Annotated in this window: 15 protein-coding genes; 6 read left to right on the top strand and 9 right to left on the bottom strand. The window is 73.8% G+C overall.

Annotated features, from left to right (window positions below):
* The first annotated feature begins 34 nt into the window (after window positions 1–34).
* Window positions 35–700, top strand: coding sequence for a response regulator transcription factor (locus tag AB0D49_RS23450; protein ID WP_362760569.1), 666 nt, complete (start codon window positions 35–37; stop codon window positions 698–700).
* 23 nt (window positions 701–723) lie between these two features.
* On the opposite strand, the gene AB0D49_RS23445 is transcribed toward AB0D49_RS23450, so the two are convergent.
* On the bottom strand, window positions 724–993 hold the full coding sequence (locus AB0D49_RS23445) for a DUF6332 family protein (RefSeq protein ID WP_362760566.1): 270 nt from the start codon (window positions 991–993) through the stop codon (window positions 724–726).
* Between the two features lie 92 nt (window positions 994–1,085).
* Window positions 1,086–2,573: an MFS transporter gene (locus AB0D49_RS23440; protein WP_362760563.1), complete on the bottom strand. Its 1,488-nt coding sequence runs from the start codon at window positions 2,571–2,573 to the stop codon at window positions 1,086–1,088.
* 88 nt (window positions 2,574–2,661) lie between these two features.
* On the opposite strand from AB0D49_RS23440, the gene AB0D49_RS23435 reads away from it, so the two are divergent.
* A complete protein-coding gene (locus tag AB0D49_RS23435; protein WP_362760560.1) occupies window positions 2,662–3,135 on the top strand; it encodes a MarR family transcriptional regulator in 474 nt (157 codons plus the stop codon).
* Window positions 3,136–3,155: 20 nt separating this feature from the next.
* Here the strand turns inward: AB0D49_RS23435 and AB0D49_RS23430 are convergent, their stop codons facing one another.
* A complete protein-coding gene (locus AB0D49_RS23430) occupies window positions 3,156–3,896 on the bottom strand; it encodes a maleylpyruvate isomerase family mycothiol-dependent enzyme (RefSeq protein ID WP_362760557.1) in 741 nt (246 codons plus the stop codon).
* A gap of 587 nt (window positions 3,897–4,483) precedes the next feature.
* Between AB0D49_RS23430 and AB0D49_RS23425 the strand changes: the two genes are divergently transcribed.
* On the top strand, window positions 4,484–5,155 hold the full coding sequence (locus AB0D49_RS23425; protein WP_362760554.1) for a TetR family transcriptional regulator: 672 nt from the start codon (window positions 4,484–4,486) through the stop codon (window positions 5,153–5,155).
* Here the strand turns inward: AB0D49_RS23425 and AB0D49_RS23420 are convergent.
* From AB0D49_RS23420 to AB0D49_RS23410, 3 genes are all read right to left on the bottom strand, one after another.
* Window positions 5,152–6,357: an MFS transporter gene (locus AB0D49_RS23420; protein WP_362760552.1), complete on the bottom strand. Its 1,206-nt coding sequence runs from the start codon at window positions 6,355–6,357 to the stop codon at window positions 5,152–5,154. The two genes, AB0D49_RS23425 and AB0D49_RS23420, sit on opposite strands and share 4 nt — an antisense overlap.
* A 136-nt stretch (window positions 6,358–6,493) precedes the next feature.
* The gene (locus AB0D49_RS23415; protein WP_362760871.1) at window positions 6,494–6,976 is read right to left on the bottom strand and encodes an SRPBCC family protein; all 483 of its coding nucleotides are present in this window, start codon (window positions 6,974–6,976) and stop codon (window positions 6,494–6,496) included.
* 54 nt (window positions 6,977–7,030) lie between these two features.
* Entirely contained in the window at window positions 7,031–8,122 is a 1,092-nt protein-coding gene (locus tag AB0D49_RS23410; protein ID WP_362760869.1) for a glycerophosphodiester phosphodiesterase family protein, read from the bottom strand.
* Window positions 8,123–8,461: 339 nt separating this feature from the next.
* On the opposite strand from AB0D49_RS23410, the gene AB0D49_RS23405 reads away from it, so the two are divergent.
* Entirely contained in the window at window positions 8,462–11,656 is a 3,195-nt protein-coding gene (locus tag AB0D49_RS23405) for an amidohydrolase family protein (RefSeq protein WP_362760867.1), read from the top strand.
* 54 nt (window positions 11,657–11,710) lie between these two features.
* Here the strand turns inward: AB0D49_RS23405 and AB0D49_RS23400 are convergent, their stop codons facing one another.
* Both AB0D49_RS23400 and AB0D49_RS23395 read right to left on the bottom strand, forming a co-directional pair.
* Window positions 11,711–11,905: a hypothetical protein gene (locus AB0D49_RS23400; protein ID WP_362760549.1), complete on the bottom strand. Its 195-nt coding sequence runs from the start codon at window positions 11,903–11,905 to the stop codon at window positions 11,711–11,713.
* A 60-nt stretch (window positions 11,906–11,965) separates the two neighbouring features.
* On the bottom strand, window positions 11,966–13,165 hold the full coding sequence (locus AB0D49_RS23395; RefSeq protein WP_362760546.1) for a 4-hydroxybenzoate 3-monooxygenase: 1,200 nt from the start codon (window positions 13,163–13,165) through the stop codon (window positions 11,966–11,968).
* Window positions 13,166–13,369: 204 nt separating this feature from the next.
* Here AB0D49_RS23395 and AB0D49_RS23390 point away from each other — a divergent pair, with 204 nt between their 5' ends.
* On the top strand, window positions 13,370–15,061 hold the full coding sequence (locus tag AB0D49_RS23390; protein ID WP_362760543.1) for an IclR family transcriptional regulator C-terminal domain-containing protein: 1,692 nt from the start codon (window positions 13,370–13,372) through the stop codon (window positions 15,059–15,061).
* Between the two features lie 131 nt (window positions 15,062–15,192).
* The gene (locus AB0D49_RS23385; RefSeq protein ID WP_362760540.1) at window positions 15,193–15,981 is read left to right on the top strand and encodes a pyridoxal-phosphate dependent enzyme; all 789 of its coding nucleotides are present in this window, start codon (window positions 15,193–15,195) and stop codon (window positions 15,979–15,981) included.
* Window positions 15,982–16,043: 62 nt separating this feature from the next.
* On the opposite strand, the gene AB0D49_RS23380 is transcribed toward AB0D49_RS23385, so the two are convergent.
* On the bottom strand, window positions 16,044–16,559 hold the full coding sequence (locus AB0D49_RS23380) for a CGNR zinc finger domain-containing protein (protein WP_362760865.1): 516 nt from the start codon (window positions 16,557–16,559) through the stop codon (window positions 16,044–16,046).
* Window positions 16,560–16,653: the final 94 nt, after the last annotated feature.

Here is a 16,653-nt window from a genome sequence, read left to right as displayed (position 1 = left end):
CAGTCCGGTCCCCGCAACGGCTAGGAGAAGCGCCGTGATCCGCGTCCTGCTCGCCGACGACCAGTCCCTCGTCCGCGCCGGATTCCGCGCGCTGCTGGACGCGCAGCCGGACATCGAGGTCGTGGCCGAGGCGTCCGACGGGGCGGAGGCGGTGCGCTCGGTGGGTGAACTGCGTCCGGACGTGGTCCTGATGGACATCCGGATGCCGGTCCTCGACGGGCTCGCCGCGACCCGCCGGATCACCGGTGACGGGGAGCTGGGGGAGGTGAGGGTGGTCATGCTGACGACCTTCGAGCTGGACGAGTATGTCTTCGAGGCGATCCGCTCGGGCGCCTCGGGCTTCCTGGTCAAGGACACCGAACCGGAGGAACTGGTGCGTGCGGTGCGGGCGGTGGTGGCGGGGGACGCGCTGCTGTCGCCCGGGGTGACCCGGCGGCTGATCGCCGAGTTCGCCGCCCGGTCCAAGGAACCGGCCGCCGTCGGTGCGCTCGGGGAGCTGACCGAGCGGGAGCGGGAGGTGATGGCGTTGGTCGGCATCGGGCTGTCCAACGACGAGATCGCCCGTCGCCTGGTCGTCAGCCCGCTCACCGCGAAGACCCATGTCAGCCGCACCATGGTGAAACTCGGCGTCCGCGACCGGGCGCAACTGGTGGTCCTGGCCTATGAGTCGGGGCTCGTACGGCCGGGTTGGCTCGGCTGATCAGTCCGGACTGGCTCGGCTGATCAGTCCGTACGGTCCGCCGACTTCCCCGCGGGGCGGAAACGGAGCAGCACGCTCACCACCCGCGCCAGGAACAGCGTCGGCGCGAGGACCGTCCCGGCGAGCCGGAGCAGCCGCTCCAGCGACTGGGGCAGGTCGAACAGCAGCGCCGGTCCGGCCACCGCGCCGAACAGCAGCGCCGCCGCGAAGGCCGCGCTGAACAGCGCGTATCCGATCTCCACCGTGATGGCGTCCCGGTCCCCCGGTGAGCGCCGGCCCCCGTACGTGCTCATGGCGGCAGTTTCGCACAGGCGTGTGCCCGGCGGGAGAAGCGATCCCGCCGGGCACACCTGGAGACGGCCCCCGTACCCCCGTACCCCCGTACTCAGTCGCGGACCGCGATGCGCTCCGCTTCCGTCTCCCGGGTGGTGGACTTGGCGACCACGAGGGACCCGCCGCGGGTGCGGGACCTCAGGCCGGACAGGGACAGCAGGAGTCCGACGGCGGCGATGCCGGTGACCAGGTACAGACCGGGCCGGTAGCTGTCGAGGACGGCCTGCGGGGTGGCGTCGTCGGGGGCGCCCGCGGTCACCACCGCCGTCACCATGGCCAGGAAGATGGCGCCGCCGACCTGGACGGAGGTGTTGAGCAGACCGGAGACCATGCCCTGCTCGTGGTCGTCGACGCCGTTGGTGGCCTGGATGTTCAGGGACGGGAAGACCAGGGCGAAGGCCGAGCCGATCAGCAGCATGCTGGGCAGGATCGCGGCGGCGTAGACCGGGTCGAGGTCGATGCCGAGGAAGAGCGCGTAGCCGGTGGTCATCAGGGCGAAGCCCGCCACGATCAGCCGGGGCGTGCCGAACCGGTCGACGATCGAGCCCACCTTGGTCGCCGAGAGGGCCACCACGGCACCGGACGGCAGGAACGCCAGCGCGGTGTGCAGCGCCGACCAGCCGAGCAGGGTCTGCATGTACAGCGTCACCAGGAACTGGAATCCGATGTACGACCCGAAGAGGGTCATCGCGCCGAACTGGGCGCGCAGTTGGCTGCCGGAGCGCAGCACGCCGAGCCGGATCAGGGGGCTGGGCGAGCGCCGCTCGACCGTGACGAACGCGGCGAGCAGGACGGCGACCACGGCGAAGGACAGCAGCGTGCGGGCCGACGCCCAGCCGACCTCGTGCGCCTGGACGACGGTGAACACCAGCAGCAGCATCGAGGCGGTGCCGAGTACGGCGCCGGGGACGTCGTAGCCCTGGTGGTCGCGGGAGCGGGGGCTGCGGGGGAGCAGCTTCAGACCGGCGATCAGCGCGATCAGGGCGATGGGCGCGGGGAGCAGCATGGTCAGCCGCCAGCTGGCCTCGGTGAGGAATCCGGACAGGACCAGGCCCATGGAGAAGCCGGTGGCGGCGCAGGTGGTGTAGATGGCCAGGGCCCGGTTGCGCAGCGGGCCCTCCGGGAACGTGGTGGTGATGATCGACAGACCGGCGGGCGCGGTGAACGCGGCGCTCAGGCCCTTGATGAAGCGGCTGGCGATCAGCAGCGGGCCGGAGTCGACCAGACCGCCGAGCAGGGAGGCGACGGCGAAGACGCCGAGGGCGATGAGGAAGACCTCGCGGCGCCCGAGCAGGTCGGCGGCGCGGCCACCGAGCAGCAGCAGACCGCCGTAGCCGAGGATGTAGCCGCTGACGATCCATTGCAGGGTCGAGGTGGACAGGCCGAGGTCGGCACCGATGGACGGCAGGGCGACGCCGACCATCGACACGTCCAGGGCGTCGAGGAACATCGCGGCGCAGAGCACCAGCAAGGTGCCCCACAGTCGGGGAGTCCAGCGTCCCTCGGCGGAGGGGGAGGAGCTGACGAGCGGAGAGGTCATGGACGGAGACACTACATGCACATGCATTGAATGCAAGTGAAGTTAATGTGGATGCAATGAAATATGTTTCTCTGCTACGGTGCCGCCCATGCCGGTGATGAGAGACGGGGCGAAGGACGGCGTTGACGCGGACGGGGCCGGGTCCGGGGCCGGGGGCGAGGTCGGGGACGAGCGGGCGCTCGTCGACCGGTGGCGGGACATCCTCGCGCTGCACGCCCGGACCCAGTGCGAACTGGACCGCGCGCTGCACGTCCACGGCCTGGGCGCCAGTGACTTCGAGGTGCTCGACGTCCTCGCGGACAGCGCCGCTCCCCATACTCCGGGCGGCGACTGCTCCTTCCGCGTCCAGGAGATCGCCGACCGCGTCCACCTCAGCCAGAGTGCCCTGTCCCGGCTCATCGCCCGCCTCGAACGGGACGGGCTGGTGCGGCGCGCGATGTGCGTCGAGGACCGGCGCGGGGTCCGGGTCGTCCTCACGGACGACGGGCACGCGCTGCACGGGGCGGTGCTGCCGGTACAGCGCGCGGTACTGGCCAGGATGCTGACGGCGGGTCAGGCCTGAGCCTCGCCCCACCGGAGCGCTCAGATCCCGGACGTCTCCTGCCACAGCCGCGCCAGCTCGGTGTCACCGGCCACCGCGGGCACCGGAACCCGGTTCCACAACGCCAGATACAGCTGGGCCGCGGGGCCCGACAGCTCGCACTCCCCGGCCTCCTCGGGCTCCCCGTCCCCGACCCGCGTCACGACCGGCGGCTCCGGCGACAGCCGTACGACCCACTCGGCGTCGGCGTCCGTGGCGCGGACCCGTAGGAACCGGGGTTCAGGGGTGCGTACCCGGCTGCGCTTGCCGGAGTGGAAGCCGCGCAGCAGCTCGTCGATGCCGTCGACCGCGAAGTCGGTGGCGATGGGGGAGGGCGTCCCGCCCAGCGCGGATTCCGCGTCGAACCGGTGGACGGTCGTCTCGTGCGCCTGGCGCCGCCGCCAGAACGCCAGCGGCGAGGGGGCGGGCAGAAAGGTCCAGCAGTCCGTGTCCGGCGAGGCGGACGTCAGGGTCTCGGTCAGGACGCGGTGGCCGTCCCGGTACCAGGCGACCAGTTCCGCGCCGTCGAACTCCGGTGGCGCGGGGGGCCGATGCGGCTCGCGGATGCCGTCCGCGACGAGTCCGGCCGCCCAGCGGTGGACGGTCCCGACGTGCTGGAGCAGATCCCGTACCTGCCAGTCGGGGCAGGTCGGGACCGGGGCGTCGGCCCCGGCGCGCTCGGCCGCCACGGCGAGGGCGCGGCCTTCGTGGTCGAGGGTGGTGAGGAAGCGGGTGGTGTCCATGGGGCGAGTCTGCCGGACCGGGCGCTGCGGGACTGTTCCGGTGGCGCGCGGGCCCACGCGCGGACACGCGGTGAAGTGGGCCGGGAGCCTGCTCCCGACAGCCTGTGCGTCCGCGTGCGCGGTGGTTGGGCTGGGAGCCCTCCGCCGGTCGTCCTGCCGTACGCGCGGACACGCGGTGAAGTGGGCTGGGGGCCTGCCCCCGACAGTCGGCGCGTCCGCGTGCGCGGTGGTTGGGCTGGGAGCCCCCCCGCCGGTCGTCCTGCCGTACGCGCGGACACGCGGTGAAGTGGGCCGGGGGCCCGCCCCCGACAGTCGGCGCGTCCGCGTGCGCGGTGGTTGGGCTGGGAGCCCTCCGCCGGTCGTCCTGCCGCGCGCGCGGACACGCGGAAAGGCGGGCTAGGAGCCCGCCCCACCAGCCCGCCTCACCAGCCCGTCCCACCAGCCCGCCCCACCAGCCCATCCCCCCGCCCGCCCGCACGCGACAGGCGTGGGGCAGGAGGGGCCGCGGTTGACGCGGAGTATCCGCGCCAAGAAAATGAAGCGCTCTTCACTTTTCTGCTGACCGTCGTGAGGGATGGAGTGGGCTGATGTCCGGCACCGTGACGACCAAGGGGCAGCGGTCCGCCGCCGAGCTGAAGGCGGCGGCCCTGCGGGTGATCGCACGGCAGGGCTATCTCGCGGCGAAGGTCTCCGACATCACCACCGAGGCGGGCAAGTCGGCCGGCGTCTTCTACCGCTACTTCACCGACAAGGAAGACCTGCTCCGCTCGGTCGCCGACGACTTCACCACCACCCTCAGCGAACGGATCGCCGAGACCTCCGGCCATGGCCACACCCTCGACGGCGTCGACGACATCCGGCGCCATGTCCGCGTCTACTGGCAGCTCAGCCGCGACCACCACGCCGAGATGACCGGCATCTTCGAGGCGTCACTGGTCAGCGCCGAGTTCGCCGCCTACTGGGAGGGGCTGCGCGCCCGCCAGGTGGAGATCTGGACGGCACATGTGGCCGAGGCGCGCAGGCTCCCGGCGCCGGACCGGGGGACGGAACTGACCGCGCTGGCGATCGTCGCCATGATGGAACGCTTCTGCCAGATCGCCGTTCCCGCGCGGGCCGGTGCGGACGAGGATGCCGTCCCGGGCGGCGACGCCTGGTCCGACGACGACGCCGTGGTCGCGTCCCTCACCCAGCTGATCGCCCACGGCGTGCTGGCGGACGGGGGAACGCGGCGGACGGGGGCCTTGAAGGGACATGCCTAGCCCCTCCCTCCGCCAGGGTCCCCCTCCGCCGTAGCCACCACCATCGCCCCCCGTGTCACAAGGCCGATGAGCGCGGCGATCGAGGCGAGGACGGCGACGCTGGTGAGCGCCGCGGTCAGGGAGAACCACTCCGCCATGAAACCGATCGCGGGCGGCCCCAGCAACATGCCGGTGTAACCGAAGGTGGACGCCGCGGCCACCCCGCCGGGCCCGGCCAGCGCGCCCGCCCGCTCGATGGCGACCGGGAAGAGATTGGCGAGGCCCAGCCCCGTGACGGCGTAACCGGCCAGCGCGAGCCCCACGGACGGGGCCAGGGAGCCGATCAGCATGCCGAGCGCGGCGGTGGCGCCCCCGGCGACGACCGTACGGGTGTGTCCGAGCCGCTCCAGCAGCGTGGTGCCGGTGAGGCGGCCGATCGTCATGGCGAGCGCGAAGCAGGCGTAGCCGACGGCGGCCAGTCCCGCCGAGGCGCCCAGGTCCTGGTCGAGATGGAGGGCGCCCCAGTCGGCCATCGCGCCCTCGCCGTACGCCGTACAGGCCGCGATCAGCCCGAAGACCAGCACCAGGCGGCGCGTACGGCCGTCCAGGGGCCGCCGCTCGCGCGGTGCCCCGGCGGGTCGCGGGGGCCGGGCGGGCTCGACACGCAGCAGGACCCGGCCCGCGAACACGGTCACGACCAGCCCGGTCACGGCGAGGGCCAGCAGATGCCGGGTGGGGGAGAGGACCCCGGCCACCAGCGCGCCGAGCCCGGCCCCGGCCATGCCGCCGAGGCTGTACGCGGCGTGGAAACTCGGCATGATGGGCCGCCGCAGCACGCCGACGAGATCGACGGCGGCGCTGTTGAAGGCCACGTTGATGGAGCCGTACGCGGCGCCGAAGACCAGCAGGACCAGGCCGAGCGCGAGCGCGGAGTGGGTCAGCGGCGGCAGGACGATGCTCAGGGAGAGCAGCACGGCACAGGCGACCGTGACCTGATGGCTGCCGAAGCGGCGGCAGAGGCGGCCGGTGAGGGTCATGGTGACGACCGCGCCCGCGGAGACACCGAGCAGCGCCAGCCCGAGGGACCCGGCGGAGGCGCCGGTCTGGTGCTTGATGTCGGGGATGCGGACGACCCATCCGGCGAAGAGGAAGCCGTCCAGGGCGAAGAAGATGGTCAGCGCGGCACGGAGCCGGGTGAGGTCGGAGGTCCGGGGCCCGGTCACGGCGTTGTGGAACCGGGCTTTGTTTATTAGCGGCACAAACGCAGGCTAGGCGGACGGACGGGGCGCGACAAGGGGCTGACGACGGCTGACCACGCCTGACGGCGTCTGAGGGCGGGGCTCTGCCCTGCACGGACCCTCAGCTGACCCCGCTGACCCCACCGTCTCCCTGCTCCCCCCGCACCCCGCGGTCCTCCCCCTCCTCCAGCACCCGCTTCAGCACCCCCAGATCCCGCCGCACCGCCGCCTCGTCCCGGCGGAACTCCTCCTCCGTCATGCCCTCCCGGCGGCGCAGGGTGAAGACCACCTCCGCGGCGTCGGGGCCGTCGGCGATCACCCGGACCGGGTTGTGGACCACCTCGCCCGACGGCAGCGTGACGTCATGGTCGAGGACGCCGAAGTCGTTCAAGGGGACGAAGACGACCTCCACGCGGCCCATCGGGGAGTCGGCGATCCAACGGCCGTCCACGTCCTCCACCGCGCGGCCCAGTCCCGCGGCCCACAGGGGGATGTGGGACGGGGCCGACGCGAAGGCGTAGACGTCCGCGGCGCTGCGGGCGATCCGCGTGGCCAGCTGGACGCTGTGCGGGTTCTCGGGCCGCTGTCCCGGTGCTGCGTTCATGTCCATGACCGCGACGCTAGCCGCGGCCCTCGTCCCCGGTCTTGAACGAAACGGTCATCCGGCCCGGCGCGGCCCGTACGGCTTCGGCAGCCTCATGCCGCGCTCGGTCATGATCTGCCGGACCCGGTCCGGATAGTCGGTGATGATGCCGTCCACGCCGAGGTCCATCAGCGCCTCGATGGTCGCCGGGTCGTCACAGGTCCACGGGACGACCTTCAGACCCCTGGCGTGGGCGTCGGCGATCATCTTCGGGTCCGGGTAGAACCGGAACCCGGGGTCGCCGATCTTGCCGTTCTGCGGGAAGCCGTAGTTGGGGGAGAGGGTCTTGACGCCCTTGACGGTGGCGGCGGCCTTCACGAAGTCGCCGTCGTAGTCGTCGGCGTCTATGCCGCCCAGCCACGGGGAGGCGCCCGGCTTGCCGACCTGGAGGAAGTCGTAGTTGGTGAGCGCGACCAGCGGCCACTTCGGGGCGAGCCGGTGCATCTCCTTGAGCGCGCCCCAGTCGAAGGACTGGATCGTCACCTGGTCCTGGATGCCGGATCTGCGGATCTCCTCGTAGACCCGGCGGACGAACAGCTCACGCGGCGCGGTCTGTTCCGGGGCGCCCGCCTCGACCTTCGTCTCGATGTTCAGCTTCACCTGGTGTGCCCGGTAGCTCCTGACCAGGGCGAGGACGTCCTTCAGTTCGGCCATCCGCGCCCCGGTGACTACCTCCTGGTCCGGATGGCCGGGGAGTTGCCGGTAGCCGCAGTCCAGGGTCTTGACCTGGGCGAGCGTCAGATCCTTGACGTACTTCCCGACGTACGGGTACATCGGGTCGCCCGCCGCGACCGGGCCGGTGTCCCGGCACTTCACCGCGCTGACCTGCCGGTCGTGGGTGACGACGACCTTCTGGTCCTTGGTGACCTGGGTGTCGAGTTCCAGCGTGGACACCCCGAGCCGCAGCGCCTTGGCGAAGCCCGCCAGCGTCGACTCGGTCGTCAGCCCGAGGCCGCCGCGGTGCGCCTGGAGGTCGAAACGGGCCGTGCGCGACGGCTGTCCGTCACCGCCCTTCCCCTGGGGCGCCGCCTGCGCGGCGGTGGGCAGGGCGGACACCAGGAACACCGGGGCCAGCACCAGACCGGCCATGACTCGTCGTACGGACATCGGCACCTCGCTCATGAGGGGGAAAAGGGGACTCCCCGACCGTAATTCGGCCCCGGCCAGGTGCAACCGTCCGCAGATGATGGCGCCGTGAATGGCCGTGGAACGCCTCTCCTCGGCGGACGCCGCGACGCGTCGCCGACCCCGCGCCCATCGCCCCCGCGCGCCCCCGCCACGCCCCGCGCAGATCGGCCGAGAACCGCCGCCGCCTCACCCGTGACCGCCCCCGGAGCCGTACGTTGCCCCAGTGGTCTCGTCCCTCCGGCACCTCGACTCCGTGCACCGGGAGCACTCTTGGACTTCGCAGCCCGCCCCGACGCCAGCTCCGACTCCACTTCCCCCCTGTCCGCACCATCCCCGCCGCCGCCCCACTCCCTCACCCGGCGCGGATTCCTCCGGACCACCGCCACCGCCTCCGTCGCCACCGCGCTGGCCGGAGCGGGCGGCTCCGCGACCGCCGCCGAACCCGGCGCGACGGCCGCCGCCCCCACCACCCTCACCTTCACCCGCGCCACCGGCGGCTCGGCCACCCTGGCGCCCGCCGGGGACCGGCTGATCGCCGAGATCCAGAGCGTGCTGTGGTCGGTGCCCCGCGAGGGCGGCACCGCCGTACCGCTCACCGCCGCCCTGCTCGAACCGACCCGGCCGCAGTTCGCGCCCGACGGCGCCTCCCTCGTCGTCTGCGCCTACCACGGCGGCGGATACCACCTGTGGACCCTGCGCCCCGACGGCTCAGGGCTGCGGCAGCTCACCGACGGCCCCTGGGACGACCGCGCGCCCGCCTGGTCGCCGGACGGCACCCGGATCGCGTTCGCCTCCGAACGCGGCGGCGACTCCGTCACCGGCTCCCCGTACCGGATCTGGACCGTCGACGTCCGGACCGGGGACGTCACCCGGCTCACCGGGCGGCCCGGCCAGGACGGTCCCGGGCAGCAGGGCGAGTGGGAGGACGCGGACCCCACCTGGTCGCCCGACGGCACCCGGGTGCTCTTCGTCCGGGCCGCCGTGACCAGTACCGGCACCCTGCGTGCCGACACCGTGGCCGCCGTCGCCGCCGACGGCTCCGGGCCGGTCGCCGCCGAGCACACCGACCGGTCCGGCGCCCAGCTGATGACCCCCGCCGTCTCGCCCACCGGACGCCTCGCCTATCTCCGGACCACCGCCGCGCCCACCGCCTCCTGCACCCTGGTGGTGGACGGCGCCCCGGTCGCCGTCGCCGGTGACGTCCTGCCCGCCCCGCCCCGCTGGAGCGACGGCGGGCGGCTGCTGCTCGGCGTGGACGGCCGGTTCCGGCTGCTCGACCCGGACACCCCGGACGACCCCGAGGACATCGCGTTCACCGCCGCCCTGCCGGTCGACCGGCCCCGCTACCGGGGCAAGACGTACGACTTCGAGGGCACCGGCGCCCGCCCGGTGCGGGCGCTGCATCTGCCCGCGCTCGCGCCCGACGGCCGGACCGTGGCGTTCGCCGCGCTCAACGCGCTGTGGACGGCCGGGACACACGGCGGCCACCCGCCCCGCAAGGTCCTCCAGGTCCCCGCCACCCGCTATGTGCTGGCACCGGTCTGGACGCCCGACGGCACGGCCCTGGTCTACGCCGACGACCGCGACGGACTGTTCGCCGTGCGCCGCCGCGACCTCGCCACCGGCACCGAGACCGTGCTCGCCGACGGCGGCCGGGTCTTCCCGGCCCTCGCGCCCGACGGCACCCGGCTCGCCTGCCTCGACATGTCCGGCAACCTCGTCGTCCGCGACCTGCCCGACGGCACCGAACGTGTCCTCGCCGCCCCGCTCGGCGCGGGCGGGCTCCCCGGCCGCCCCAGCTGGTCCCCGGACGGCCGGTATGTGGCGTTCTGCGACCGCAACCGGCTCAACCGCCGCTTCCGCGAGGGCTACAACCTGATCCGGGTCGTCGACACCACCACCGGCACGGCCGCCCTCCACGCCCTCGCCCCGCACACCTCCCTCTCCGACCGCCATGACTCCGGGCCCGTCTGGTCCCCGGACGGCCGCTGGATGGCGGTGATCGCCGAGTCCGCGCTCTGGCTGCTGCCGGTCCGCCCCGACGGCAGCCCCGGCGGCGAGCCCCGCCGCCTCACCACCGAGGCCGCCGACCACCCGTCCTGGTCCGCCGACGCCCGCCTCCTCCTCTACCTCTCGGCGGGACGGCTGCGCCTGTTCGACCTCACCACCGGCAAGGCCCGTACCGTCCGTGTCCCGCTGGACTACCGCAGGCCGCGCCCCGCCGACACCGTCGTCCACGCGGGCCGCTTCTGGGACGGCACCGGCGACGAGGTCCGCGACGACATCGACCTCGTCGTCCGGGACGGACGCATCGCCGAGATCGCCCCGCACCGCGCCGGACGCGCCGCCACCCGCCGGATCGACGCGAGCGGACGGACCGTCATCCCCGGCCTGTGGGACGCCCACACCCACCCCTGGCAGTCCACCTACGGCGGCCGGCAGACCACCCTCCAGATCGCGTACGGCATCACCACCGCCGTCTCCCTCGGCGGCTTCGCCTACGAACAGGCCCGGCTGCGCGAGGCGGTCGCCGCCGGCGTGCTCACCGGCCCCCGGCTGCTCACCACCGGCGAACTCCTCGACGGGGCCCGGGTCGCCTACAGCATGGGCCGCGCCCATCGCACCCGCGAGGGCCTCCAGCGCACCCTGACCCGCGCACGGGCCCTGGACTGGGACTTCGTCAAGACCTACGTCCGCGCGCCCGGCTGGCTGATGCGGGAGGCCGCCGCCTTCGGCCACGACCAGCTCGGGGTGCGCAGCGGCAGCCATCTGTGCAGCCCCGGCGTCCAGCTCGGGCAGGACCTGACGACCCATCTCCAGGCGACCCAGCGACTGGAGTACGGCCACGCCACCTCCGCGCGGGGCAACGCCTACCAGGACGTCACCGAGATCTACTCCGGTACCGCGTTCCACCTGGTCGCCACGCCGTTCACCGCGTCGCCGCTGCTCGGCGCCGATCCGGCGCTCGCCGACGATCCCCGGGTCTCCGCGCTGATGCCGCCCTGGGACGTGGCCCTGGTCCGGCAGCAGGCCGCGGCCCCGCCGACGCCGGACCAGCTCGCCACGCTGAGCCGGGAGACCGATGTGTACCGGCGGGTCCTGGACGCGGGCGGACTGGTCGCCCTCGGCACGGACCAGCCGCTCGTCGCGGTCGGCCTCAGCCTGCACCTGGGGCTGCGCGCCCTGCACCGCGCGGGCCTCACCCCGGCCCAGGCGCTGCGTACGGCGACCCTGCTGCCCGCCCGGGTGTTCGGCGCCGACGCTGATCTGGGCAGCCTGGAGCGGGGCAAGCTGGCGGACCTGACGATCGTCGACGGCGACCCGTTCACCGACTTCGCCGCACTGGTCCGTACGGTCGCGGTGCTGCGCGGCGGGACGCTGTTCGAACAGGCCGATCTGGTAGCCGAGTTCGGGACGGCCACCGGTGCGGGCGCGCGGACCTCCACGGACTGGCTGGAGGTCAGCCACCAGATGCGCCGGGAGGGCTGCTGCGATCCCCACACCCTGACCTGAGGCCATCCGGCAGGGACCCGGGGGGAGGGCGGTCACCGTCTCCCCTCCGGTGGGTCATTCGCCGTCGCTGGACCCCGACCGGGACGAGCCCTTCGACCGGGCCTGCTTCCTGACCACCTCACCCGCCAGCAGCGTCGTCCGCGCCACCCCGCGCACCCAGCGCGGGCCGCCGCGCGAGGCCCATACGACGCAGACGCATCCGCCGACGACGAGCAGGAGCAGGCCGATCAGGACGAGGCCGGTGAGCATGGGTTTCCCCCTTCCGGGCGGGGGCTCGGTCGCGCCCCGCGGTGGTCGGCGGTCATCCTCTCAAGCGGACGGCTCCGCACCCAGCGGGAGCCCCGTGTAGTTCTCGGCCAGTTCCGCGGCGGCGTACGGCGACGACGCCACCCGGTCGAGCTGGGACACCTGGAGCCGGGTCTCGAACCCGCTCTGGCCGGGGTCGGTGTGCAGGGTCGTGGTCATGAACCAGGAGAAGTGCTCGGCCCGCCACACCCGCCGCAGACAGGTGTCGGAGTACGACTCCAGCAGCGCGGTCGAGCCGGTCTCCGTCAGCCGGGCGAAGGCGCGGGCCAGCACGATCACGTCGGCCGCCGCCAGATTCAGCCCCTTCGCACCGGTCGGCGGCACGATGTGCGCCGCGTCCCCGGCCAGGAACAGCCGCCCGTGACACATCGGCTCGGTCACCGAACTGCGCATCGGCAGCACGGACTTGGCGGTGACCGGGCCCCGCTTCAGCCGCCAGCCCGGCTGCGCGTCGATCGCGAACCGGGCGTCCAGCTCGTCCCAGATCCGGGTGTCCGGCCAGTCGGCGGGGTCCGTGCCGTTGGGCACCTGGAGGTAGAGCCGGCTCACCGTGGGCGACCGCATACTGGCCAGCGCGAAGCCGCGCCCGGTGTGCGCGTAGATCAACTCGTCGTACACGGGAGCGGCGTCCGCGAGGATGCCCAGCCAGGAGTACGGGTAGACGCGCTCGTAGGTGGTGCGGATCCGTTCGGGCAGGGCGGTGCGGGCCACTCCGTGGTAGCCGTCGCAGCCGACGACGTAGTCGCAGGTGAGGGTCTGCTCACGGCCCTCGTGGGTGTAGCGGACCAGCGGACTCCCGGTGCCGTCCACCCCCTCCACGGTGTGCACCTCGGCCTCGAACAGCAGCGGTCCGCCCTCGGCCAGATGGAGCGCGACGAGATCCTTGACGACCTCGGTCTGCGCGTACACCCAGACCCGCCGGCCGCCGGTCAGGGCGGGGAAGTCGAGCCGGTGGGCGCGCCGGTCGAAGCGCAGCTCGATGCCCTCGTGCGGGATGCCCTCCCGCTCCAGCCGGGCCCCGGCACCGGCCGCTATCAGCGCGTCCGCCGTGGCCTGCTCCAGGATGCCGGCGCGCTGCCGCTGCTCCACATAGGCCCGGTCGCGGCGCTCCAGGACGACGCTGTCGATCCCGGCGTTGTGCAGCAGACGGGCGAGCAGCAGCCCGGAGGGGCCGCCGCCGATGATCCCGACCGTGGTGTGCATGGGCTTCTCCTCGCCGCGAGGCTGGTCGTCCGGCAGTTGTTCTGTCTGGGTTCGTGGGGGAGGTGTTCGTCTGAGCGGTGTTGGTCTGAAGCGTGTTCGTCTGAAGCGTGTTCGTCTGAGGGCTGTTCGCCAAAAGGCTGTTCGCTCAAAGAGTGTTCGCTCACAGGCTGTTCGTCTGGTGAAAAATAGTTCACAATGGTCGCTATGGATGCGAGTGTGCGCCCGGCCGACGGGCCTGTCAACGGTTCCCCGGTCGTCCCGCCCCCGCCGGAGGCCGTCGCCCCCCTCCTGCGGGGGATCACCGTGCTGCGGCGGCTCACCGACGCCGACGGTCGGGCGGGCCTCGGCGACCTGGAGCGTTCCACGGGGCTCGCCCGCTCCACCGTCGACCGGATCGCCGCCACCCTCGCCCGCATGGGCTACGTCCGCCTCGACGGCCGGGACGTCGTGCTCGCCCCCCGGCTGATGGAGCTGGGCAACGCCTATCTCGCCGCCCTGCGGCTGCCCGATCTGCTCGGCGCGCACGCCGACGCCCTCGCCGACGCCCTCGACGAGTCGGTGTCCCTCGCCGTGGCCGACGGCGACGGCATCCGCTTCCTCCATCAGGCCACCCGCCGCCGCGCCCTCTCCCTCAGCTTCCGCATCGGCGATCTGCTGCCCGCCGAACGCACCGCGCCCGGCCCGCTGCTGGCCACCGGGTGGAGCGCCGAGGACTGGCACCGCTGGCGCGCCCGCCGCGCCGCCGACCCCGACGACCGGGGCTTCTCCGCCGTACCGCCCCGCCCGCACCCCACGCCCGACAGCGCGTTCGAGGCGGCGGTCGAGCGGGTCCGGAGCGCCGGTTGGGCGCTGGACGACCAGCTCATCGAGCCGGGCCTGGTCGCCCTGGCGGTGCCCGTACGCGCCCCGGACGGCGAGATCGCCTGTGTGGCCAGCGTCGTCAGCCACACCAGCCGGCACAGCGCGGACTCCCTGCGCACCACCCTGCTGCCCCGGCTGCGCACCGCCGTCACCGCCATGGAGCACGCGCTCGCCACCGCCGCGCCCCCCGAACCCCCGGACCGCCCGACCGCGCTGGCCGCCTGGACCGGCGCCTCCAAGCAGGAACTGGGCCGGGAGTTCGTGGAGTCGCTGGCCCGCGGCCTCACCGTGCTCACCGCCTTCGGCGAGGGCCGTGCCGCCCTCGGTCTCACCGCCGTCGCCGAGGCCACCGGACTGGCCCGCGCCACCGCCCGCCGCGCCCTGCTCACCCTCGACCACCTCGGCTGTGTCACCAGCCGCGACGGGGTCTTCCGGCTCACTCCCCGGGTCCTCGGCCTCGGCTTCCCGCCGTTGTCCCGGACCACCCTCACCCGGGTCGCCCGGCCCCATCTCGCCGCCCTCGCCGGACGCGTCCGGGACTCCACCGCGCTCGCCGTGCTCACCGGCGCCGAGGTCCAGTACACCGCCTGGGTCGGCACCGGCCGGATCATGGACGTCGACATCGCGGTCGGCTCCCGGCTGCCCGCGTACGCCACCTCCGCCGGGCGGGTCCTGCTCGCCGCCCTGCCGTCCGGTGAGCGCGCCGCCCGGCTCGGCCCGCCGGAGGCCCGCGACCCGCTCACCGCCCGTACGGTCACCGGCGCCGCCGATCTCGCGGCCGTCCTCGACCAGGTCGGTGCCGAGGGCTTCGCCCTGGTCGACGAGGAGTTGGAGGAGGGGCTGCGCTCCCTCGCGGTCCCGGTCCACGACCGCCACGGCATCCCGCTCGCCGCGCTCAGCGTCACCATGCACAGCAGCCGCCGCACCTCCGGCCAGTGCGTCGCCGACCTCCTCCCGGAGCTGCGCGCCACGGCCACGGCCGTCGAGTCCGATCTGCACATCGCGTCCCGGTTCGCGAGAGTGCCCCTGATGTGAGCCGACCTCATGGGACGCCCGCTTCGGACACCTGTGCGTCAGCTCATCCCCGCCCGCCCAACTTCCCGGTGAATCCCGCCGATTGCGGCATTTCCTCCCTCTAGCATCGAAGCCGGATGAAGGGATCGGGAATGGCACATGAACACGGTGAGAAGTCCCCGAGCGTCTGGGCGCGCCGGGCGATCGACCTGCTGCTGGCGGACCGCGCCTGCGAACCGCCCACGCCCCTGGACCGCGTCCCGCTGCCGGGACGGCCGGGCGCGCGGGTCTGGCTGAAGGACGAGTCGCGCCGCCCCAGCGGCACCGCCGAGCACGGGCCCGCCCGGGATCTGCTGCTGGACGCCCTCCGTGAGGGCCGGATCGACCGGGACACCCCGCTCTTCGACACCGCGGGCGGCGGTATGGCCCTCGCCCAGGCGTACTTCGCCCGGCTGCTCGGCCTCGACTGCACCGCCGTCCTCCCGGCGCCACCCGGCCCCGCCGAGGCGCGGGCGATCACCCGGCGGGGCGGGCGCTGCCGTACCGCCGCGTCCCCGCTCGCCGCGCGGGAGCTGGCGGAGCGGGTGGGCGGGCACTTCCTGGACCACCGGCACCGGCTGCCCGACGCGCTCGACTGGTCCGGCCCCCACAGCCTCGGCGCGGAGATCCTCGCCGAGGTGCCGTCGGTGGCGTGGATCGTGATGCCGGACGGCGACACCACGACCGGTGTCGGACGTCATCTGCGGCAGTCGTGCCGTCCCGGCGGCGCGGGGCCGGGCGCCCGGCTCGCCGTGGTGGAACGGCCGGGCGCCGGTGCGCGGACCGCCGGGGAGGTCGCCGATCTCACGCTCCCGCCCGCCGCCGCCGGGCTGGAGGGCGCGCGCCGGGTCCTGGACCACGCGGGCACGGACGGGCCGGTCGTCGTCGTCCTCGCGGGGTGAGCCGCGTATGCCGTATACGCCGGAGAGGCGGAGACGGAGTCTGACCGCGCCCGTCCCCGTCGTCAGTCGGACCCCGCCAACGCCCGGCGATGCGCGGCGACCCGTTCGCGGGTGGCGCAGCGCCGGGAGCAGTAGCGGCGGTCCGGCCCGCTGCCGTGGGCGATGAACACATCGGTGCAGGACGGCGAGGCGCAGACCCGGCCCGGCAGCCGCTGGTGGTCCCAGAGCAGCACGGTCAGCGCCAGACAGGACGACGCCAGCAGCCAGGCGCCGAACGGCCCGTCGTCGTCCCGGTCGAGATGCGGATGCCAGGGAGTGGCCCCGCCGTGCGCGGTCAGCCGCAGCGGGCCGGTGTGCTCCCGCAGCAGCCGGTTCAGCACGGCGGCCCCCTCGTCCACGTCCCGTGCCGCGAACACCTCCCGCAGCAGTGCGGCGGCCGACCGCATCTCCTCGACGTCCGCCGGGGTCGGCGTCGACGGCACGTCCTCGCCGTGGTCGCGCAGCACGGCGGCCACCGCGTCCGGCGACGGCGGGTCGACGGAGAGGACGTTGAGCAGGGCGGCGGTGCGGCGGGCCATGGCCAGCACGGAGTGCCGGGTGGACCAGTCGGCGTCCCGGATGTTCCCGGTACTCACGGCGTTCTCGGCGTTCTCGGCGTTCTCGGCGTTCTCG

This window comes from Streptomyces sp. NPDC048290 (assembly GCF_040652095.1).
GTDB lineage: Bacteria > Actinomycetota > Actinomycetes > Streptomycetales > Streptomycetaceae > Streptomyces.
This window is presented reverse-complemented; position numbering and strand designations above follow the sequence as displayed.